The sequence below is a fragment of the Streptomyces sp. NPDC058457 genome (genome assembly GCF_042720695.1).
Taxonomy (GTDB): Bacteria; Actinomycetota; Actinomycetes; order Streptomycetales; family Streptomycetaceae; genus Streptomyces.
Map to the genome: position 1 here is coordinate 13486 of NZ_JBHXLU010000107.1, position 20855 is coordinate 34340.

Annotated in this window: 18 protein-coding genes and 1 pseudogene; 1 reads left to right on the top strand and 18 read right to left on the bottom strand. The window is 72.0% G+C overall.

Features of this window, described 5'->3' with window-relative positions; genetic code table 11:
* Nucleotides 1-3: 3 nt before the first annotated feature.
* The 16 genes and pseudogenes from ACFWPS_RS46470 to ppdK form a co-directional block, all read right to left on the bottom strand.
* Nucleotides 4-1686, bottom strand: coding sequence for a proton-conducting transporter membrane subunit (locus tag ACFWPS_RS46470; RefSeq protein ID WP_383718296.1), 1683 nt, complete (start codon nucleotides 1684-1686; stop codon nucleotides 4-6).
* Nucleotides 1686-2390, bottom strand: a complete 705-nt coding sequence (locus ACFWPS_RS46475; RefSeq protein WP_383718298.1) for a hypothetical protein — start codon at nucleotides 2388-2390, stop codon at nucleotides 1686-1688. The genes ACFWPS_RS46470 and ACFWPS_RS46475 overlap by 1 nt, the downstream gene beginning before the upstream one ends.
* On the bottom strand, nucleotides 2387-3343 hold the full coding sequence (locus ACFWPS_RS46480; protein WP_383718301.1) for a respiratory chain complex I subunit 1 family protein: 957 nt from the start codon (nucleotides 3341-3343) through the stop codon (nucleotides 2387-2389). The genes ACFWPS_RS46475 and ACFWPS_RS46480 overlap by 4 nt, the downstream gene beginning before the upstream one ends.
* Entirely contained in the window at nucleotides 3340-5373 is a 2034-nt protein-coding gene (locus tag ACFWPS_RS46485) for a proton-conducting transporter membrane subunit (protein WP_383718303.1), read from the bottom strand. The genes ACFWPS_RS46480 and ACFWPS_RS46485 overlap by 4 nt, the downstream gene beginning before the upstream one ends.
* Nucleotides 5370-5852: an NADH-quinone oxidoreductase subunit B family protein gene (locus ACFWPS_RS46490; RefSeq protein ID WP_383718305.1), complete on the bottom strand. Its 483-nt coding sequence runs from the start codon at nucleotides 5850-5852 to the stop codon at nucleotides 5370-5372. The genes ACFWPS_RS46485 and ACFWPS_RS46490 overlap by 4 nt, the downstream gene beginning before the upstream one ends.
* Nucleotides 5853-6070: 218 nt before the next feature.
* Nucleotides 6071-6421 carry an ArsR/SmtB family transcription factor gene (locus tag ACFWPS_RS46495; protein ID WP_383718361.1) on the bottom strand — a complete coding sequence of 117 codons (351 nt, stop codon included), beginning with the start codon at nucleotides 6419-6421 and terminating at the stop codon, nucleotides 6071-6073.
* Between the two features lie 337 nt (nucleotides 6422-6758).
* Nucleotides 6759-7184 carry an ATP-binding protein gene (locus ACFWPS_RS46500; RefSeq protein WP_383718308.1) on the bottom strand — a complete coding sequence of 142 codons (426 nt, stop codon included), beginning with the start codon at nucleotides 7182-7184 and terminating at the stop codon, nucleotides 6759-6761.
* Nucleotides 7184-7591 carry a pyridoxamine 5'-phosphate oxidase family protein gene (locus tag ACFWPS_RS46505; RefSeq protein ID WP_383718310.1) on the bottom strand — a complete coding sequence of 136 codons (408 nt, stop codon included), beginning with the start codon at nucleotides 7589-7591 and terminating at the stop codon, nucleotides 7184-7186. Before ACFWPS_RS46505 ends, ACFWPS_RS46500 begins: the two co-directional genes overlap by 1 nt.
* Nucleotides 7588-9321, bottom strand: a complete 1734-nt coding sequence (locus tag ACFWPS_RS46510) for a SulP family inorganic anion transporter (RefSeq protein WP_383718313.1) — start codon at nucleotides 9319-9321, stop codon at nucleotides 7588-7590. The genes ACFWPS_RS46505 and ACFWPS_RS46510 overlap by 4 nt, the downstream gene beginning before the upstream one ends.
* On the bottom strand, nucleotides 9318-9647 hold the full coding sequence (locus tag ACFWPS_RS46515) for an ArsR/SmtB family transcription factor (protein WP_383718316.1): 330 nt from the start codon (nucleotides 9645-9647) through the stop codon (nucleotides 9318-9320). The genes ACFWPS_RS46510 and ACFWPS_RS46515 overlap by 4 nt, the downstream gene beginning before the upstream one ends.
* Nucleotides 9648-9799: 152 nt before the next feature.
* Nucleotides 9800-9880, bottom strand: a pseudogene (locus tag ACFWPS_RS46520) (PhnA domain-containing protein); the annotation flags it as partial.
* 143 nt (nucleotides 9881-10023) lie between these two features.
* Nucleotides 10024-10473 (bottom strand): pyridoxamine 5'-phosphate oxidase family protein, encoded by a 450-nt coding sequence (locus tag ACFWPS_RS46525; RefSeq protein ID WP_383718318.1) that lies wholly within the window; start codon nucleotides 10471-10473, stop codon nucleotides 10024-10026.
* A 426-nt stretch (nucleotides 10474-10899) separates the two neighbouring features.
* Nucleotides 10900-11703 (bottom strand): hypothetical protein, encoded by an 804-nt coding sequence (locus ACFWPS_RS46530; protein WP_383718321.1) that lies wholly within the window; start codon nucleotides 11701-11703, stop codon nucleotides 10900-10902.
* A gap of 95 nt (nucleotides 11704-11798) precedes the next feature.
* Nucleotides 11799-14462, bottom strand: a complete 2664-nt coding sequence (gene adhE, locus ACFWPS_RS46535) for a bifunctional acetaldehyde-CoA/alcohol dehydrogenase (RefSeq protein ID WP_383718324.1) — start codon at nucleotides 14460-14462, stop codon at nucleotides 11799-11801.
* Nucleotides 14463-14807: 345 nt separating this feature from the next.
* Entirely contained in the window at nucleotides 14808-15518 is a 711-nt protein-coding gene (locus ACFWPS_RS46540; protein ID WP_383718327.1) for a CBS domain-containing protein, read from the bottom strand.
* Between the two features lie 59 nt (nucleotides 15519-15577).
* Complete coding sequence (gene ppdK / locus ACFWPS_RS46545; protein WP_383718330.1) at nucleotides 15578-18262, bottom strand: pyruvate, phosphate dikinase; 2685 nt, start codon at nucleotides 18260-18262, stop codon at nucleotides 15578-15580.
* Between the two features lie 136 nt (nucleotides 18263-18398).
* Between ppdK and ACFWPS_RS46550 the strand changes: the two genes are divergently transcribed.
* On the top strand, nucleotides 18399-18725 hold the full coding sequence (locus ACFWPS_RS46550) for a hypothetical protein (protein ID WP_383718333.1): 327 nt from the start codon (nucleotides 18399-18401) through the stop codon (nucleotides 18723-18725).
* Between the two features lie 16 nt (nucleotides 18726-18741).
* Here the strand turns inward: ACFWPS_RS46550 and ACFWPS_RS46555 are convergent, their stop codons facing one another.
* Both ACFWPS_RS46555 and ACFWPS_RS46560 read right to left on the bottom strand, forming a co-directional pair.
* Nucleotides 18742-20298 (bottom strand): oxidoreductase, encoded by a 1557-nt coding sequence (locus ACFWPS_RS46555; RefSeq protein ID WP_383718336.1) that lies wholly within the window; start codon nucleotides 20296-20298, stop codon nucleotides 18742-18744.
* Nucleotides 20299-20457: 159 nt separating this feature from the next.
* A complete protein-coding gene (locus tag ACFWPS_RS46560) occupies nucleotides 20458-20637 on the bottom strand; it encodes a hypothetical protein (RefSeq protein WP_383718339.1) in 180 nt (59 codons plus the stop codon).
* Nucleotides 20638-20855: the final 218 nt, after the last annotated feature.

Consider the following 20855-nt stretch of genomic DNA (forward strand, 5'->3'; position numbering starts at 1 on the left):
CGGTCAGGGCCTTTCCAGGACGGCGGCGGCCTGAGAGAGCAGGTCGCCCAGCGGGCCGGTGGCGATCCCGAGGGCGGCGCAGGCCGCCAGGCCCAGAGCGAGCGGCCACAGGGCTCCGGGGTTCTCGTCGGTCGGCTCGCCGGGGCCGAGCAGCATCCGCGCGGTGCGGGTGGCCAGCGCGGCAAAAGCGACCAGGACCAGCAGGAGGGCGGCGGCCGTGGCCCAGCCCGGTCCGGCTCCGGTGGCGAATCCGGCGCGGGCGATACCCAGTTCGGAGGCGAAGAGACCGAACGGCGGGAAGCCCAGCAGCGCGAGGACCGCGAGCCCGAACGCCGCACCCAGCCACGGAGATTGGGACAGCAGCCCGCGCACCCGCCCGATCTTCGTGGTGTTCCTCAGATGCAGGATCCGCCCGGAGGCGCAGAACGCGGTGGCCTTGGCGAGCCCGTGGCCGGCGATGTGCAGCAGCGCGGCCGACAGTGCGAGCGGGCTGCCGATGGCCGTGGCCAGGGCGATCAGGCTCATGTGTTCCATGCTGGAGTAGGCCAGCATCCGTTTGTAGTCGCGCTGGGCGAGCAGCAGGCCGGCCGCGAGGGTGAGAGTGAGCAGGGCGATGCCGGCCAGCAGGATCCGGGTGAAGCCGAGCCCGAGGGCGGCGTCGGCGATGACGCGGTAGCGCAGGATCGCGGCGAAGGCGACCGCCAGCAGCACCCCGGACATCAGGGCGGAGACCGGGGCGGGTGCCTGGCTGTGGGCGTCGGGCAGCCAGGCGTGCAGGGGGATCAGGCCCGCCTTGGCGCCGTAGCCCAGGACGACGAGGGTGATGCCGAGCCGGGTGACCGCCGGGTCGAGCCGGCCGGCGTGGGCCAGCAGGGTCGGCCAGTCCAGGGCCCACGCCTCCGCGACGCCGGCCTGCCGGGCCGCGTAGTAGATCAGCACTGTGCCGAGGAAGGCCAGCGCGATCCCGGCCGAGCAGATCACCACGTACTTCCAGGCGGCCTCGACAGAGGTGCGGGTGCGGCGGTGGCCGACGAGGAACGCGGTGACGATGGTGGTGGCCTCGACGGCGACCCAGAGCACACCGAGGTTCGCGGTGACCACGGCCAGGCACATCGCGGCGAGGAAAGCGTGTACGAGGGCGTGGTACCGCCGTTCGGTCCGGTCCGTCGCACGTCCGGCGGCTCGCTCGCCCGCCAGGTAGGCCGGGGCTGAGGCACAGGCGATCAACGCGACGGTGCCGACCACCAGCAGCATCCACACGGTGAGCGCGTCGGCGCGCAGCAGGGCGGAGTACGCGGCCACGGGCCCGTTGCCGACGACGTCGGCGGCCAGGAGCGCCCCGCAGGTGAGGATCACCGCCGGAGACACCAGTGCGACCCAGTCGGCCGGACGGCGCCCACGTGCCCGGGGCACCGCAGCCGGCTCACCGTGGCCGAAGGCGTCGCCCGCCCCGTGGTCTGTCACGCTCGCGGCCCGCTGCGCGGGTCCGCGCGAGGGGACGGTGGCGAGCCTCTCCGCGTGCTGTGGGCGTGGTGTCTCCTCCTGCCGGGGTGCGGGGACCGTCCGAGGGGCTTCGCGGGTGGCGAGTGCGGTGAGGGCGTAGCCGGCGGTCACGGCCAGCGGTGCGGCGGCGGGCGCGGTGAGCAGGAGCGCGGTCAGCGCGGGCTCGTGGAAAAGACGCAGCATCAGTCGTGCAGCTCCCGCAGGTCGTCGATGTCGGTGGTGCCGAACGCCTCCCGCACCCGCACGGTGAGCAGTTGCAGGACCAGGACGGCGAGCAGGACGTCGAAGGAGACCCCGAGTTCGACGATCAGCGGTACGCCGGAGGTGGCCAGGAAGGCGGTCGCGGTGATGCCGTTGTCCAGCAGCAGGAACCCGACCACCTGGGCGAGCGCGCGGCGCCGGGTCACCAGGACGAAGAAGCCGATCAGCACCACGGCCAGGCCGACCGGCAGTGCGCGGGTGGCGGGCGTCGGGTCCAGCTCCACCAGGGGGCGGGCGACGGCGTAGGCGAGCAGGGTGAGAGCGGCGGCGGTCAGCAGCGAGGCGGCCACGTTCACCAGCGGCCGCGTCTCACGCACCTCGTCACTGGACGCGTACGGCTGTGCCCGGCCCCGTTCCCGGTCGGCGACCAGCTCCGCCAGGGCACGACGGATCAGGCAGGGCAGCAGTCCGGCCCGTAGCGCGCCGATCCCGGCGGCCACCACGATCAGGTCCCAGCGGGCCTCGTGTACTCCGAGCAGCAGGGCGATGGCTGAGAGCGCGATCCCCTGGAGGGCGAAGAGCCGTACGATCGCGGCGAGTTCGCGTCTCCACAGCACCACCACGGCAGCCAGCAGGAACGCCCCGCAGGCCAGATCGAGCAGCTGGGTGAACAGACTCTCGCTCATCGCTCACCGCCCAGGAAGTACGAGGCGGTCACCGCGAGCAGCGCCAACAGGAAGGACCCGGCGAGCAGTTCGGGCACGCGGAACAGCCGCAGCTTGGCCCAGAACACCTCGGCCGCCGCCAGCGCCATGCCCAGCGCTGCCACCTTGAGCACCACCAGCAGCAGGGCGAGCAGCACGGCTGCGAGCGATGCTCCGGTGGCGATGCCCCACGGCGCGAACAGCGAGGCCAGCAGCCCCAGCAGCACGGTCAGCCGCAGCTGTGCGCCGAACTCGACCAGGGCCAGGTCCGGTCCGGCGTACTCGAGGACCATGGCCTCATGGACCATGGTCAGCTCCAGGTGGGTGGCCGGGTTGTCCACCGGCAGCCGGCCGCTCTCGGCCAGCACCGCGACCGCGATCGCGGCGACGGCCAACAGTCCGGCCGGGGAGGTCAGCCGGGCGGGCTGGTCGGCGGCGCCGGCGACGATGACCGGCAGGTTGGTCGACCCGGCAGGTATCGACAGCGCGAACACCGAGACCAGGATCGTCGGTTCGACCAGCGCGGCGATGGTCATCTCCCGGGAGGCGCCCATGCCGCCGAACGCGGTGCCGGTGTCCAGCCCCGCGAGCGCCAGCGCCAGCGTGCCCAGTGCCAGCATCGCCACCACCACGATCAGGTCGGCTCGGGCACGCACCGGGGTGTCGGTGGACACCAGCGGCACCAGGACGGCCAGCACCAGCGAGGTCGCCACGAGCAGCGGCGGCGCCCACCGGAACGCGGGCCCGGTGCCGACCGGCGTGATCGGTTCCTTGCGCAGCAGTTTGCGTACGTCGCGCCAGGGCTGGAGCAGCCCGGCGCCGGCCCGGCCCTCCAGCCGGGCCCGGGTCTGCCTCATCAGACCGGCCAGCAGGGGCGCCCCGGCGACCACCGCGCCCACCTGAAGGGCGATCGCCGTGTATCCGACCGTGTTCACCAGCCCACCACCAGCACGAGAAGCAGCGCGACCAGCCCGAAGAAGCCATAGCCGAGATAGGCGTGCACGCTGCCGCCGGCCAGCCTGCGCGCCGACTGCCCGGCGACGGCGAGGAGTTCGAGCACGGGCCGGTACAGGCGGTGTTCGATGCGGTCGGGCACCCGGTTGCGGAACCTCACCCGCTCGACCAGATAGACCGATTCGCGCACCGGCGTGACGTCCACGTCCTGCTCGGGGGCGAGGACGTCGTCGAAAACCCGCTGGAGCGGCTCGGCGAACGAGGTGGCCGTGTAGGCCATGCGCGGCGTCGGCGCCCCGCCCCCGCAGTCCCACAGCCGTGCCCGGGTCCGCCGCCGGTGCCGCGCCGCCCACCGCGTCGTCGTCATGACCACGCTCAGTGCCACGGTCAGCGCCGCCACCACCCACAGCGGGGACAGCGAGGCGGACACCTCGTCCAGACGCACCCGCAGCCCGCCGTCGGACACCGGCCGTGTCCCGGTGAACCCGACCGCCGCCACCGCGCGGTCCAGGCCGTCGCCCAGCAGCCCCGGCACCAGGGCCAGCCCGGCGCACCCGGCCGCGAGCAGCCCCATCCCGGCCAGCATGAGCGGCGGTGACTCCCTGGCCGCCGCGGCCTGTTCTGTGCGCGGCCGGGCGAAGAAGCCCACGCCGAGTGCCTTGACGAACACCGCCGCCGCAAGCCCCGCCGACAGGGCGATCACCGCCACCGCCAGGGGCAGCACGATCGCCGTGGTCACCCCGGGCACGGCCAGCCCGTGGATCATCGACTGCAGCAGCAACCACTCGCTGATGAACCCGTTGCCCGGTGGCAGCGCCACCGCGCCCAGCGCGCCGACCGCGAACAGCCCCGCCGTGGCCGGCATGCGGGCCCGCAACCCGCCCAGCAGATCCAGGTTCCGCTCCCCGGTGGCGCGCAGCACCGAACCCGCCGCCCCGAACAGCAGGGCCTTGAACGCGGAGTGATTGACCACGTGCAGCAGCGCGGCCGCCAGGGCCAGCCCGGCCGGCCCGCCGTCCCCGGACTCGGCGAACAACCCGGCCGCACCCACACCGAGGACGACGAGCCCCATGTTCTCGCTGGTCGAGTAGGCCAGCAGCCGTTTGAGGTCGGAGGCCATCGCGGCCTGCAGGATGCCGTACACCGCGGAGAGCCCGCCCATGGCCATCATCAGCAGCCACCACCAGGCAGGCCCTCCGCCCAGCAGGTCGAACCCGACCCGTACTAGGCCGTAGACCCCGAGGTTGACCATGGCCGCGCTCATCAACGCCGACACGGCGCTGGGCGCTTCGGGATGTGCCCGCGGCAGCCAGGCGTGCAGCGGCACCAAGCCCGCCTTCGAGGTGAACGCCATCGCCGTCAGCACGAACACCAGCCCGCGCACGGTCGGCGAGATCCCCGCGGTTCCGGACCGCAGGGCGGCGAAGGTCTCGCCCCCGGCCTGCGCGGCATACACCATCAGTCCCACGAGCAGCAGCACCAGCCCCAGGTGGGTCATCACCGCGTACCAGACGGCTGCCTCCCGCACGGCGGGCCGGGCACGGTGTTCGGCCAGGACCAGGAGCAGCGAGGTGAGCGCCATCAGCTCCCACAGCAGCAGGAACGTCGAGACCGAGGCCGCCGTCGGCACCAGCACCAGGCTCAGCGCGAACAGCGGCAGCACTGCCTGCATGCCGCGTGAGCCGAGCCCGTGCACGCCGTGCCCGGCCGCATAGCCCACGCCGTAGACCGCCACCGCCGCCACCACAGCGCCCGCCACCGCCATGAACAGCCCGGACAGCGCGTCCACCGCCAGATGCGTCCCGGTCAACGGCAGCAGCCAGGGCACCTCGGCCGAGAAGCGGCTTCCCCCGAGCGCGGCCACGCCTGCCGCGCCACCGGCCATCCCCACACCCGCCATCAGCACGCCCACCACGGCGCCGCGCACCCGCTGCGGCAGGACCAGCCCGGCCGGCACGCCCGCCACGCCCAGTGCGGTGGCCGTCGCGAGGGCGGCCGGGATCAGACTCACCGTCCGGTCACCCTCCTCAGCGCGGCGATGATCTCGTCCGGCCGCGGCGGGCAGCCGGGCACCGCCAGATCCACCGGTACGACATCGGCGACGGCGCCCTCGACGCCGTACCCGCCCGCGAACTCCCCGCAGTCGATCGCGCAGTCGCCGACCGCGACGACCAGCCGCGGCTCAGGCATCGCCGCGACCGTGCGGCGCAGCGGCTCGGCCATGTTCCGGGTCACCGGCCCGGTCACCAGGGCCACGTCCGCATGCCGGGGCGAGGCCACCAGCCGGGCGCCGTACCGCTCGGCGTCGTAGACCGGGCCGAAGGCCCCCGCGATCTCGATCTCACAGCCGTTGCAGGAACCCGCGTCCACACAGCGCACCTGCACCGAGCCACCGAACGCCCTCGCGGCGGAGAGCTGTTCCCCCTCCGGTCCGGGAGGGGCGGGCTCGGCCACTCGCCCGGTGTCGCGGATCTTGCGTAGCAGATTCATGAACGCCCCTCCCGAACAGCGGCGAGGACTTGCTTCCGTGGACGGCTAACGGGCCTTTCCAAGGCTCTGGTTACGTCAGTTTTCCAATGTTTTGCCTCGCCCTGCGCTGCTGAGCCGAGCAGGGAGGCGTGCCGCGCCTCGTGGCTGCAGATGGCCGCCTCCCGCACCACGGAGCGCTGTCGAACTCCCGGGAAGCGGCCATCGGTCGAGGGCCGTTGCTACGACGGCGGTTTCGCCTGCGGCTGAGCGGCCTGCAGGTCGGCAAGGAGTTCGGCCTGCCCGGCGAGCACTCCGGACAGGATGGTGCGCGCGACGCGGAGCAGCTCGGCGATCTGCGGGCTGGCCAGGGAGTAGTACACGGTGGAGCCCTCCTTGCGGGTGACCACCAGGTTCGCGCGACGCAACACCGCGAGTTGCTGCGACAGGTGGGCCGGCTCGATGCCGACCTCGGGCAGCATCTGCGCCACCGCGTGCTCGCGCTCGCTCAGCAACTCCAGAACCCGGATCCGCGCGGGATGTCCCAGCGTCTTGAAGAACTCGGCCTTCAGTTGGTACAGCGGCGTGCTCATCGCGCCGTCCCCTTCCCGGCTGAGCAGCAGGGCCGTGCCGGCCGGTCCTCGGTGCATCGCATCCACCCACTCGTCGAACTCATGCGGTCCATCCTCGCCTGCGGAGTCGGCCGAGCCGAATCCGCGTACGAGAACCCGCACCACCCGAAAGCGGTGCTGACAACCTCGGCAATTGCGAAGATTAGCAAGTCTGTAGGTGATGTGGGGGAGGCTTGCGTGAGAATCACTCCGCTGCACGGCGCGACCGTCGCCGATCCAGCTCGGCGGTGTGGCGCCACCCGATGGTCATCGTCGTCAACTTCCTTGCACGGTCACGCTGTCGGTTCGAGAGGGAGGCTCATAAAGGGAGGGTGATCCAGATGCTCTTGCCCCCGCCGTCGGCATCCGCCCGCACGATCGCGGTGCCGCCCAGGCCGAGGGTGAGTTCCATGACGGTGGCCAGGCCGCCCGTCCCGGTGCCGGTGACCGCGCCGTACAGAGGCGGCTGATAAGGGTGGCGGTCGTGCACGGCGAAGGCCAGGCAGTCCACACCGGCCGCGTAGATCACGGTCACCTGCGGGGAGAGCACCGCCGCGTGCCGGACGCTGTTGGTGACCAGCTCGCTGAGGATCAGCAGGGCCGGACCGATGGCGGGGTGGCGCGGATTGACGCCCCACTCGGTCAGGGCCTGCTCGGCGGTCTGACGGGCGGCACGCACCGCGGCCGGCAACGTGGGCAGTGTGAGCACGTGCCGGTGGGGGAGGGCTTCGAGCCGGGTGTTCATCACGTCTCCGCGCGGGCGAGGCGGAATCCGCTCACCGTCTTGGGGTGCAGGCGCAGCAGGGTGTCGTGCGGGCCGTGGCTCCAGCCGGCGAGGGTGCGCTGGTAATGGGCGGCCTCGTCGGCATCGACGATCACATCGACCGGGCCGGCGACGGTGACGCTCCAGCCGGTGCCGGTCGCCGCGCGGACCTCGTCCACGTGGTAGGTCGCGGTGGCGGGGACCGCGGCGGCCGGTGCGGGCGTGCGCACCACCAGGCGGCCGTACTCCCACAGATGCCGGCCGGGCCGGACGACGGTGAGGTCCCGCTGGATGTACACCAGCCGGCCCAGCGCGCTGCCCTCCAACAGCCAGAGGGCCTCGGCGCCGGAGACCTCGACCATGCGCAGCGATGCGGGCGAGGTACTCATCCGACGGTCTCCTCTGGTTCCTCGATGACGGGCCGGGATGTCCGGGCCGGGAACGGCGGCACGACACCGGCGCCCTCCAGGTGGAAGCGGGCGCCCTGGATCGCCTCGGGCGTGGTGGCGTACTCGCGCCCCTCCAGACGCAGCAGCTCCAGCGCGCCGACGGACTCGAGGACCTGCCGCTGGCCGGGACGTATGCCGGAGGTCATGACGACGACGCCGCGCCGGTTCAGCTTCTCCACCACGTCCTTGAGGACCAGGGCTCCGGTGGCATCGATGGTGGTCACCCGGGACATACGAAGGACGACCACGCGCACGTCGGCGACCTCGGCCAGTTCGAGGAGGAAACGGTGGGCGGCGGCGAAGAACAGCGGGCCGTCGATCCGGTACGCCACGATGTGCTCCGCGAGCAGCGCGTGCTCCTCGGCGCTGTGGTCGCCGCGGTCGAGCGGCACCTGGTCGAGACGCGCCTGCTTGGCCACCGCGCGCAGCGCGAGCGCGCCGGCCACCGCCAAGCCGATGATCACGGCGTACACGAGGTCGAGTGCGAGGGTGGCTGCCGCTGTGAGCACGAGAATCACGGCGTCGGAGCGGGTGGCCCCGGCCATGGCACGCAGGGAGCCGACCTCGACCATGCGGATGGCGGTGGCCAGCAGCACACCGGCCAGCGCGGCGAGCGGGATCCTGGAGACGAGGGGTGCGGCGGCGAAGACGATCACAGCGAGGATCGCGGCGTGAGTGAGCGCGGCCAGCCGGGAGCCCGCGCCGGTACGGACGTTGACCGCCGTGCGCGCGATCGCGCCGGTCGCCGGCACCCCGCCGAACAGCGGGGCCGCGATGTTGGCCAGGCCCTGCCCGAACAGTTCGCGGTCCGGGTCGTGCCTCTGTCCCACCGTCATTCCGTCGGCGACCGAGGCCGACAACAGCGACTCCAGCGCGGCCAGCGCCGCCACCGCGACGGCCGGGGCCAGCAGGGAGCCGAGCGCCCCGGGGTCGAGGAAGGACAGCGAGGGAGCCGGGAGCCCGGCCGGCAGATCACCGATCGGCTTGGCGGCGCCCAGGCCCGCGACCTGCGCCACGACGGTGGCCCCGATCACGGCGAGGATGGAGAACGGTACGGTCGGACGCCGGCGGGCGCCCACCAGCATGACCACGGCCACCGCGACCGCGAAGCCGACGGCGGTCCAGTTCGGGGACTTGGCGAACTCCTCCGCCGCCCGCCAGGTCACCACCAGCACCCGATCACCCGCGGGCTTGGGCACCCCGAGCGCGTTCGGAATCTGCTGCAGGCCGATCACACAGGCGATGCCGAGCGTGAAGCCCTCCACGACCGGCGCGGGAATGTACTGCATGTACTTGCCGGCCCTGAGCAAGGCGAGCACGACGAGCATCACGCCGGCCATCAGGCCCACCGTGAGCACCCCGGACGGCCCGTGCTCCGCGACGATCGGCACCAGCACCACGGTCATCGCACCGGTCGGTCCGGACACCTGCAGGTTCGAACCGCCGAACACCGCGGCCAGCGCACCGGCGACGACCGCGGTCGCCAGCCCCGCCTCGGCACCGAGCCCCGAGGAGACACCGAAACCGAGCGCGAGCGGCAGCGCGACGACTGCCACGGTCAGCCCCGCAAGGAGGTCCCGGCGCGGGCTGCGGCGTATGTCCGCCAGGTCGGCACGGCCAGGCAGCAGAGCGGCGATCCGGCCCCGGACCCGGGTGAACGCGGACGTCATCGCGCGGCGACCTCGGCTTCCCGCAGCTCGGCCGGCAGTTCGCTCTGCCCGGCCGGTATCTCGGTCAGGATCCGCGGCGCGGCACCCGTCAGGTCGGCGGCATCCCCGCTCGCTCGCTCGTAGACCACCGTCGAGCTCTCGCGCCTGGCGCTGCCTGCGCCCGAGCGGCGCAACACCGCCACCTGCTGCGACAGCCTGGAGGGCGCCACCTCGATCGCCGTGAGCAGGTTCCGTACCGGCACCGGCCCGTCCAGCACCCGGCTCCGTACGGGATGCCCCGGCATCCGGAAAAACTCGGCCTTGGCCTGGTACAGCGGAACGGACACAACCCCTCGACTTCCCCGACAGCGCCCCCGCCGGGGCAAGCGAAGACTGTGCCCGCGGCTACCTGCAGACACAACAAACACAGCATCTAGCCAATTGCGAAAATTTGCAATTCAGCATCCGATGGCTGCCCGGGGATTCCGCCAGGGAAGGCTCAGCCCTTCTTGACCACGCTCGACTTCAGCTGCATCGCCCCGCAGCCGTCGATTCGGCAGTCGATGTCGTGGCCGTCGACTGCCCTTGTGCGGCAGTCTTCCAAGGGTGGTGGTGCGCACGTTTTTGCCGTGGGGCGGGCCGCAGGGACGGCCCCGGCGCCTCCGGGGGGCGAATGCGAGGAAGTCCGGCTGACGACTCCGGCGTCGGGCCGCACGGCCGGAGTCAGTGGTCCGGCGGCTGCTCCGGTGGAGCCTCAGAACGCTGCGGACGCCCCAGTTCACGCCCGGTGATCAACTCGGAATCGATCCGGACGAACACCGGCTCCTGCGCCGGCATCCATGATCGGGGGCCGTCCTGTGACAGCCGCGCGTGTTCCGCGAGGCTGCTCACCACGGCGGCCCGTCCGGTGACGACCACACTCCAGCCGGACCCGTTTCCGGCGTCGAAGTCATCCACCTCGAAGGCGACCACGACACCTTCGATGGCACGGACCAGTTCCGAATTCGCGTCGGTGCACAGCAGCACCGAGGAATCCGTGTCCAGCGAGAAGTTGACCGGGAGGACTGCGGGCAGCGCCTGCCGGGTGTAGACCACGCGGCCGACCGGCATCTTGGCGAGCAGGCGCAGGCACTCCTGGCGGTCGAGTACGCGAAAGCCGTCGTCCCGGAGCATCTGGCCATCTTCCTCGTACTGCGGGCAGGGCTGTAGGGCCGACCGGCCCATTTGCCGGGGCTGCTCGAGGACTGCTCGGCCCGGGCTCCAGGGGGGTGTCCGCCCGCGCGTGGGTGCCCAAGTACTCGCATACGAATCCACTCGCACCGCACGTACATGCCAAGGGGCGGGCGGCATGGTCCAACCGTCGGAAGCGGAGATGGACAGGTCTGTGCCGGACGAAGCCATGCCCGACAGGCACCTCGATGTCCGGACCATCACCTCCAGCAGCGCGGGCCGTTCCCGCCGGCCCCGCCGCTCCGCCCACGACACGCCCCTTGCAGGCACACCGAGTGAGTCATGGGCGACCAGGATCGCCTGCTGCCTGCGGCGCCGCGAGGAAACGGTGCTGCTCCGGTCGTTCGGTCTGTGTGGTTTCCGGTGCCGTCACGCCGGGCGAGAGCCCTCGGCGGCGTCGGTGGTGTTCGGGCCGGCGGATCGAGTGGGTCCGCCGCGCCATGGCGGGGTGGTCGTACGACGTGCGTCGTGCCAGGCCTGGGCGGCCCTGTCCGTCTGGCAGCGCAGCCGGTCCTGGAGCCGGTCGACGACCTCCGCGCCGGTTGCCTCCTCGGTCGCCGTGACGACCACCTGACGGCCGCCGATGCGCAGGTTCGCGCTCGCCGACCAGGGGTGGCCGGCGTGGTGGGCGACCGCGCGCAGGATGCGCACCTCGCCGGTGACGGCGGGCAGGCCCGGCCTGCTCACCACGGCGTCGATCTTCGCGCGGGCGTATGCCAGGGTCTCCTCATCCACGGCGCCGTCGGAACGCAGCCCGACCGACGGCGTCGCCTGGGAGTTGTTGGTGGTCATACGGGTTTCTCCTCGGAAATCAGGAACTGAAGAACTGGGGAGGGCAGAACGGTGGGATGGTTCGGACCGTGGATCACGGCAGCCACAGGTCGGGGCCGAACACCTCGTAACGGATGCGTCGCGCGGGAACGCCGGCGCGCAGCAGCCGCCCGCGCACGTCCCGACCAGGACCCGGCGGATCGAGCGGAGGCCGGCCAGGTGGCCGAGGATGCCGGTCATGGGGGTGCAGCCGATGCCCGCCGACACCAGCACGACGGGGGTCGTGGTGTCCACCGGGTCGTCGAGGAAGACGTCGCCGAACGGCGTGGACAGCAGCTCGTCGCCACCGGCCACGGCGGGCAGGGTGGCTCGTACGAGGCCGGTGGATTCTGCGGACAGCATGGAACCTCCCTGACAGGGCGGATGAAGGGGAAGGAGCAGCCGCATCGCCATGGGACGGCGGCCACTTGTTCGGCGGTCGCATGCCGCCGGCCGAGCTATGCGCTACGGCCGTAGTAGGCCGCTCGCATGAGTTCCCGCATGTCGTCGAGCATCGGCATCCGCGGGTTGGCGGGCGCGCACTGGTCCTCGAAGGCGTTGAGGGCCTGCTGGGGCAGTGCGTCGAGGAAGGTGCGCTCGTCGACGCCGAGAGCCTGGAACGACGGCTCGACGGCCACGGCGTCCCGGAGCCGCTCCACGGCCGCGGCCAGTGACTCGACGCCCTCCGCCGCGGTGGCGGCCGGCAGGCCGAGGGCGCGGGCGATGTCCTGGAAGCGCTCGGGGGCACGGTAGTGCTCGTACTTCGGCCAGCCGGTGAGCTTCGTGGGGACGGTGCCGTTGTAGCGGATGACGTGGGGCAGCAGGACCGCGTTGGTGCGCCCGTGCGCGATGTGGAAGGTGGCGCCGAGGGTGTGGGACATGGCGTGGACGATGCCGAGGAAGGCGTTGCCGAACGCCATGCCGGCGATGGTGCCGGCGTTGTGCATCTTCTCCTGTGCCTCCGGCCGGGCCGCGCGGTCGTTCACCGCCGCCTCGATGTTCTCGAAGATCAGCCGTATGGCGTGCAGCGCGAGACCGTCGGTGAAGTCGTTGGCGTAGACGGACACGTACGCCTCGACGGCGTGGGTGAGGGCGTCGAATCCGCTGTCGGCCGCGAGCGCGTGCGGGAGTCCGGCGGCGAGCAGCGGGTCGACGATGGCCACGCTGGGGGTGAGCGCGTAGTCGGCCAGCGGGTACTTCTTGCCGGTGGCCGGGTCGGAGATCACCGCGAAGGGGGTGACCTCGGCACCCGTGCCCGAGGTGGTGGGGATGCACACCAGGCGGGCGAGCTTCCCGAGGACGGGGAAGCGGAAGGCCCGCTTACGGATGTCGGAGAACTTGTGCCGCATGTCGGCGAAGTCGACGTCCCTGCCCTCGGCCTGCTGTTCGTACAGCAGCCACATCACCTTGGCCGCGTCCATCGGGGAGCCGCCGCCCAGGGCGATGATGGTGTCCGGTCGGAAGTCGCCCATGAGGCGGGCGCCGCGCCGGACGGAGTCGATGCTGGGCTCGGGTTCGACGTTGTCGATGACCTGGACGGTGACCGGTTCCCGGCGTCGCCGCAGTACGTGCTCGACCCGGTCGACGAGCCCGAGGCGGGTCATCGTCGCGTCGGTGACGACGGTGACGCGGTGGACGTCCGGCATGGAGGTCAGGTAGCGGATGGACTGGGGCTCGAAGTAGATCTTCGGCGGGACCTTGAACCACTGGAGGTTGTTGCGGCGCACGGACACCCGCTTGACGTTGAGCAGCTGGGCGGCGGAGACGTTGTTGGACACCGAGGTGCTGCCCCAGGAGCCGCAGCCGAGCGTCAGTGACGGCAGCAGGCTGTTGTAGATGCCGCCGATCGCGCCCTGGGAGGAAGGGGCGTTGACGATGATCCGTACCGTCTTCATACGACGGCCGTACGCCTCGGCGAGTTCGAGGTCGCCGGTGTGGACGACGGCGCTGTGGCCCTGCCCGTGGAAGGCGACCATGTCCGCGGCCAGCTCGAAGCCCTGCTCCGTGGAGCCGGCCCGCAGGACGGCGAGGACCGGGCAGAGCTTCTCGCGGGTGAGCGGCTCCTGCGGACCGACCCGGTCGGCCTCGACGAGGATGAGTGAGGTGTCGGCCGACACCGTGAACCCGGCCTGCTCGGCGATCCACGCCGGACTCTGCCCGACCGCCGCGGAGTTCACCTTGGGCTCGCAGCCCGCGCCCGCGGCCCTGCCGCCGGGGAACAAGAAGGCCTCCAGCTTCGCCTTCTCCTCGGCGGTTGCCAGGTGGGCGTGCAGCGTGCGGAATTCCGCGAGGACCGCGTCGTAGACCTGGTCGTCCAGGATGACGGCCTGTTCGGAAGCGCAGATCATGCCGTTGTCGAACGACTTGGACAGCACCAGGTCGTTCACGGCCCGGCGCACGTCGGCGCTGCGGTGGACGTAGGCGGGGACGTTGCCGGCCCCGACACCGAGTGCGGGCTTGCCGGCCGAGTAGGCGGCCTTCACCATGGCGTTGCCGCCGGTGGCCAGGATCAGGGAGACCCCGGGGTGGCGCATCAGGGCGCGGGTCGCTTCCACCGACGGGGTCTCGATCCACTGGACGCAGTGCTCCGGAGCGCCCGCCGCGACCGCCGCGTCGCGCACGACACGGGCCGCCTCCGCGCTGCAGTTCTGGGCGGAGGGGTGGAAGGCGAACACGACCGGGTTGCGGGTCTTCAGCGCCATCAGGGCCTTGAAGACAGTGGTGGAGGTCGGGTTGGTGACGGGGGTGACGGCGCACACCACCCCGACCGGCTCGGCCACCTCGATCATGTCGTCGATGTCGTCACGGGCGATGACCCCGACCGTCTTCATCGGGCCCATGCTGTGCGTGACGTACTCGCACGCGAACATGTTCTTGGCGGCCTTGTCCTCGAACACGCCGCGTCCGGTCTCCTGGACGGCGCGTCGCGCGAGCCCGGTGTGCTGGTCGAGGGCGGCGACCGAGGCCTTCTTCACGATGTGGTCGACCTGTTCCTGGTCGAGCCCCTCGTAGTCGGCGAGCGCCTTGAGTCCGTTGGTCACCAGGCGGTCCACCGCGACGGCGATGTCGGACGGCGCGTCGGCGGGCTCGGTGGTCGCGCTGCGGTCGTCGTGGCGGTTCATGTCGGCAGGCCTCCGTTGTGGAAGGGCGGCGACCGCACGGGTGGCGGCGCGGGAGGGAGCGGCACCTCGGGGGACGGGCACCGCTCCCATCAGCAGCGTCTCTCGTCAGCGGCGGTGGACCCAGGTCCCGATGGTCCCCTCGAGGGACTGATCGGCCCGGGCCGTCGGGGCCGGGTGTCCCATCCGCCCCGGCTGAACGCTCCGCTGTGGCAGCCGCGATGCACCGTCGTCCGTCCACGGCGCCGTCGCGGCTGGTCGCGCCCACGCGGCGGCAGCCGCACAGGCAATACGGCCCCGAGCCCTTCGGGGGCGCTGCCGAGCGGCAGCGGACTTCGTCCGGCCTGCTCAGTCGTGGTGCGCACCGGAGGAGTGGGAGCTGTCGCCCGCGTGGGTGTCGTCGACGCGGCACGTCAGGCCGTTGACGACGCCGACCACTCCGTCCACCCGGTACGTCATCCGGATCGCGGTCGGGATGTCGCCGTGGTGCGGTACGGCTCCGGCCAAGGTGACCATGCCGTCCCGGACCGAGACGGTCACGCTGTCGACCGGGAGCCCGAGCGCGAGGTCCAGTACTTCGTCGCGGACCTCCCGGCCGATCTCGTCGTCCGTGCGCAGGAAGACCCGCAGCAGGTCACGGCGGGTGGCGATGCCGATCAGGCGGTCCTCCTCGTCCACCACGGGCAGGCGCTCGACGCCGTGCCGCTCCATCACACGTGCGGCGTCGGCTATCCGCTGTTCCGGATGCACGGTGATCGCGGGCGTCGACATCAGGTCCCGAGCCGTGACGGCGCCGCCGACGGCACCGGGGCGAGGGCGCCTGAGGCGGCTCGACGGGTGACGCCGCGACCGCCGCGCACGGTCGTCCGGGGACCGGGCCGCCTGGCGACGGACCAGGTCCGTCTGCGAGACGACGCCCACGACCTTGTCGTCCTGGTCCACGACGGGCAGGCCGCTGATCCGGTGCCGGTCCAGCAGCCGTACGACGTCCTTGAACGACGTCTCCGGGCGAGCCTCGACGACGTCGGAGGTCATCACCTCACCGACGATGCGGGCCATGGCGGCCACCTCCTTTCCGGCTGGGCCCGGGCTCGGGGACGCGAGCCCGGGCCCAGCACTCACCTGTTGTCGCTCGATCCCGTCCCGGACAGTGCGGCCCGCCCGGCCTCCAGCCGGGCGACCGGGACACGGAAGGGCGAGCAGGAGACGTAGTCCAGTCCGGCCTCGTGGAAGAAGTGGACGGACTCGGGGTCGCCACCGTGCTCGCCGCACACGCCGATCTTCAGGCCGGGGCGGGCGGCACGGCCCTCGTCGACGGCGATCCGGACCAGCCGGCCCACACCGTCACGGTCGAGGGTCTCGAAGGGCGAGGTGGCGAAGATGCCCTTGTCGAGGTAGGCGGAGAAGAACGCCGCCTCGACGTCGTCTCGGGAGAAGCCCCACGTGGTCTGGGTCAGGTCGTTCGTGCCGAAGGAGAAGAACTCCGCCTCCGCGGCGATCCGGCCCGCGGTGAGCGCGGCCCGCGGCAGCTCGATCATGGTGCCGACCGGGCAGTGCACGGGCACGCCGGTCTCCTCGGACACCTCGGCCAGGACCCGCTCCACCTCGGTCCGCTCGATACGCAGTTCCTCGACGGCGCCGACCAACGGCACCATGATCTCCGCCGCGGGGGAGCCCCCGGCCCTCGTACGCGCCACGACGGCCTCGGCGATCGCCCGTACCTGCATGGCGACCAGACCGGGCACCACCAGGCCCAGGCGCACGCCGCGCAGGCCGAGCATCGGGTTCTCCTCGTGCATCCGGTTGACGGCGCCGAGCAGTTCGGTGTCGTGCTGGTCCGGGTGTTCGCCCCGGGCCTCGGCGGCGGCGATCCGCACGGCGAGGTCGGTGCGGTCGGGCAGGAACTCGTGCAGGGGCGGGTCGATGAGCCGGATGGTGACCGGCAGGCCGTCCATCGCCTCCAGGATGCCGATGAAGTCCTGGCGCTGGAGCGGCAGCAGCGCGCCCAGAGCCTGCTTCCGCTCGGTCTCGTCGCGGGCCAGGATCATCGCCTCGACCAGCTTGCGCCGCTCGCCGAGGAACATGTGCTCGGTCCGGCACAGCCCGACACCCCGGGCGCCGAACCGCCGGGCGCGGGCGGCGTCCTCCGGGGTGTCGGCGTTCGCACGCACCTCCAGCCTGGCCGTGCGGTCGGCCTGCTCCATGGTCCGGGCCACGGACTCGACCAGCCCGGCCGACCGCTCGCCCGTCTCGAAGTACCGCATCACCGCGGAGTCGACCAGCGGAGCGGCGCCCAGGTACACGGCCCCTTCGGAACCGTCGACGGAGATGACCGTGCCTTCTGCGACGACGGTCTCACCCACGGTGAAGCGACGGCCCTCGGCGTCCACGGCGATCTCCTCCGCACCGCAGACGCACACCGTGCCCATACCTCGGGCGACCACGGCGGCGTGACTGGTCTTGCCGCCGCGGCTGGTCAGCACCGCCTGCGCGGCGATCATGCCCGGCAGGTCGTCGGGGGTGGTCTCCTGGCGCACGAGCACCACCTGCTCGCCCGCGGCGGCCCGGCGGACGGCCTCGGCGGAGTCGAAGACTGCGGCGCCCACGGCCGCGCCCGGCGAGGCGGGAAGGCCGTGCGCGAGCGCCTCGCCGACTGCGGAGGTGTCGAACCGGGGAAACATCAGCCGGGCGAGCCCGTCCCCGGCGACCCGGCCCAGCGCCTCGGCGGGGCTGATCAGGCTCTCGTCCACCAGCTCGGAGGCGATGGCGAACGCGGCCTCGGCGGTGCGCTTGCCGACCCGGGTCTGCAGCATCCACAGCCGGCCGCGCTCGACGGTGAACTCGATGTCGCACAGATCCCGGTAGTGCGCCTCCAGGGTCTCCATGTGACCGCGCAGCTGAGCGTAGGAGACACGGTCGAGCTCTTCCAGGTCGGCCAGCGACACGGTGTTGCGGATGCCGGCCACGACGTCCTCGCCCTGGGCGTTCGGCAGGTAGTCGCCGTACAGGCCCGGGCGCCCGGTGGCGGGGTCGCGCGTGAAGGCGACACCGCTGCCCGAGTCGGATCCGAGGTTGCCGAAGACCATGGTCTGCACGTTCACCGCGGTGCCGAGGCCGTCGGCGATGTGTTCGCGGCGCCGGTAGATCCGGGCCCGCTCGCCGTTCCAGGATTCGAAGACGGCGAGCACGGCCCGCCGCAGCTGCTCGCCCGGGGACTGCGGGAAGTCCTCACCGGTCTCCCGGCGGATCAGGGCCTTGTACGTCTCGACGAGTTCGGCCAGGTCCGCTGCATCCAGGCCCAGGTCGTCCGTCGCGCCGCGAGCGCGCTTGAGGTCGGACAGGGCGCTCTCGAACAGTCCGCTGCCGACGCCCATGACCGTACTGCCGAACATCTGCACGAGGCGGCGGTAGGAGTCCCAGGCGAAGCGCTCGTTCCCGGACACCTTCGCCAGGCCGAGCACGGAGTCGTCGCCGAGACCGATGTCCAGGATCGTCTCCATCATGCCGGGCATGGAGAAGCGCGCCCCGGAGCGCACGGACAGCAGCAGCGGATCGTCGGGCTGCCCCAGCCTTCGGCCGGCGGCCTTCTCCAGAGCCGTCAGATGCCCGGCGATCTCCTCGGCCAGCCCGTCCGGCTCGCTGCCGGCGCTGAAGAAGGCCCGGCAGGCCTCGGTCGTCACGGTGAAACCCGGCGGCACCGGCAGCCCGAGCCGGGTCATCTCGGCCAGGTTCGCCCCCTTGCCGCCGAGCAGGCCGGCCAGGTCACGCCCGCCCTCCGCGAAGTCGTACACGTAACGGACCATGATGTCGGTCTCCTCCGTCGGGCTTCGGCTGGATGCTCTCTCCAGCGTCTGCCTGCCGGTGTCGGAGGGGGCAGGTGCTGTCGGTCCCCTCCGGTGGGCCGGTCGGCCCAGGCAGATCCGTCGCTGCCGTCGGGGCGTGACGCAGACGGTCTACGGGGAGGGGGTGGGTGCGGCCGCCTCTTGTTCACGGTCGAGTGTCGAACCCGGCTTCCGGGAGGCAAGCGGCATCCCGCGCGCCGCCACTCTGACCGGCGGCAACCGCGATGATGCCGCCCCGCTGGTCCCGCTGCATCCCGGCTGCGGAATCGATCACGACAACGGCCTGGGCACCCCACGCTTGATCGCGGAACGTGCGTTCGTCTGTCTGCACTGGTTCACCGTCTGCGAATCCGCTGGGAGCGCGACGGCTTTCACGGAGCCTTCCTCGCCCTTGGGGGCGCACTCGTCTGCCGGCGACGCCTGAACTCGGCTGTCCCCGACTAGTTTTTCTGCAGTGCGCGGGTGACACCCGCGATGACGGCGGTCGTCAGCACCCAGCCGAAGGCGATCAGCAGGTAAGCCAACCACTGGAGGCTCTCGTTCGGCCAGTACCAGGCCGAGCGCTGCCCCAGGCCACCGATGGGGATCAGAAGGTCCAGCGTGTAGACGAGCGGTTGGAACGGGGCCCCTTCGCCTCCTTGGACCGGATGAGGGGAGTGCGTGCCGAAGGCCAGCGTGCCCAGCAAGGTCAGCGCGAGGAGCCAGACGCCGGCCAGCCAGGGGCGGTAGCCGTAGCCGACGGTCACGTCGAGCAGGTGCCCCCACGCACGCGCGGCCGGGGGCAGCGTGCGACGCCGATGGCGCTGTTTGGCCAGGAGCACGCGGCGGGCTTCGTCGTCGTGGCCGGACTTCCGGTACCAACTCGCCAACTGTTCGTAGGGCTGGGGGTTGTAGCCGGGACTGCGTCGGATCCACGCCAGGCGGTGGCGCACGGAGTCCCGCTGCCCCGCCGCTTCCCGGCCTCCGCCCGCCGCGTCCCCCTTGACGGAGCCGTAGACGAAGCCGTCCAACTCCACCACGTCCGGCCAACTGCGCTCACTGTCGTGCAGGTACGACACCTGTGCACCCCGCAGGTCCACGGCACCGGACGGTGCTGCGGCGAGGGCGAGGTCGAAGTCGACGGCGTGCATCAACGAGGCGGACAGGGAAGGGCCGTTGCCGTCGGGTGGACCGTTCAGCGCGGCCCCCGCGAAGCTCAGACCGGCCGAGATCCGGGCACCCCGCAGCTCTACGGTCCCGTTCGCGACGAACTCGTCGGAGAGGATGACCGTCGAGGCCGCGGAGTTCTCCAGATTGAGCGCCAGGCCGCGCGGGCCGGGCTCCTCCAGCCGTGCGCCGTTCATGTACAGCCCGCCGGGCAACTGTGCGCCCGGCAAACGTACTTCACCCCGTGCCACGAACCCCGGCCGGCAGAAGAACCCCCCTTCCATGACCAGGCCGCCGGCGGCCAGGGCCCACCCGCCGGACGCGTTGAGCTCGGCCCTGTTGAGGAGCACGCCGCCGGCCACCCGGGCGTTGGTGAGGGACAGGGCGGTGATGCGGTGGTGGAAGTGGGAGGAGGCGCCGCTCTCGGCGATCGAGCGGGACAGGTCGAAGTTCCCCTCGATACGGGTCGCCCCGGCCTCGATGCCAGGCACCTGGCAGCCCTTGAACACGAGCGTCTGGGTCGTCGCCCCGAGCAGGTTCACCGCCTCCTCGAACCAGCACTCCTCCAGCCAGAGGGCGTACGCGAGCTGCGCACCGGCCAGGTTGAGCGGTCCGACGATCCGCGCCCCGGCGAGTCGCAGGCACGGTACGGCGCCGGGCTGCCCGCTGTGCGCGCCCAGCATCAGCGCCGCGATCACGGAAGCTCGAACCGTCCGCTCCGGCCCCCACTGCCCACCCTCGGCGACAGGGTCGTCCCCGGGCACAACCGCGCGCAGGTCCACGGCCCGCCCTTCGGGGAACGCGTTCCACAACGCACGCTCCGGCGAAGTCAACTCGTCGTATGAGAACACTAGTGCAGCGTAGTGATCCTCCTACTCGTTCACCTTGCCCTTGTTTCTCATGCTGCGCCTGAACACGCACGCGGGAGGGCGGCGAAGGCCGCGCCGGCCGATGCGCGAGCCGTCGGCTCGCAACGCGGACCTCGTATCCGCGTCAGCGGCCGCCGGCCATCATTTACGGAACTCCCGGTGGTCGTCGCCCTTGCCGAAGTAATGCCGTTCTTCGACGAACTCCCGCTCGCCGGGGCCCAGGACCGTGCCAGGCGTCGACAGGAACGCGATCAGCGCGAAGCCGACGAGTGTCCCCTCCTCGTCCGCCACCGGCAGTCGCTCGACGCGATGCCCGGTCATCAGCCTCGTGGTGTCGGCCGGACCGGCTCCCGTACCCCGGCGACGCCGCGGCCGGGTGACTCCTGCGGTCGGCACCCCAGGGACCTCGTCCCGCTGCGGCCGGGCTGGAGATCCGTGCCGGCGGAGTGTGGCCGGATCCGGCTGCCGTACCTGTTCGGTCCCTGCGAGCAGCCGGACGGGAGCTGCCCCTGCCCGGCCGGCGGCGGGCAGCAGGCCGA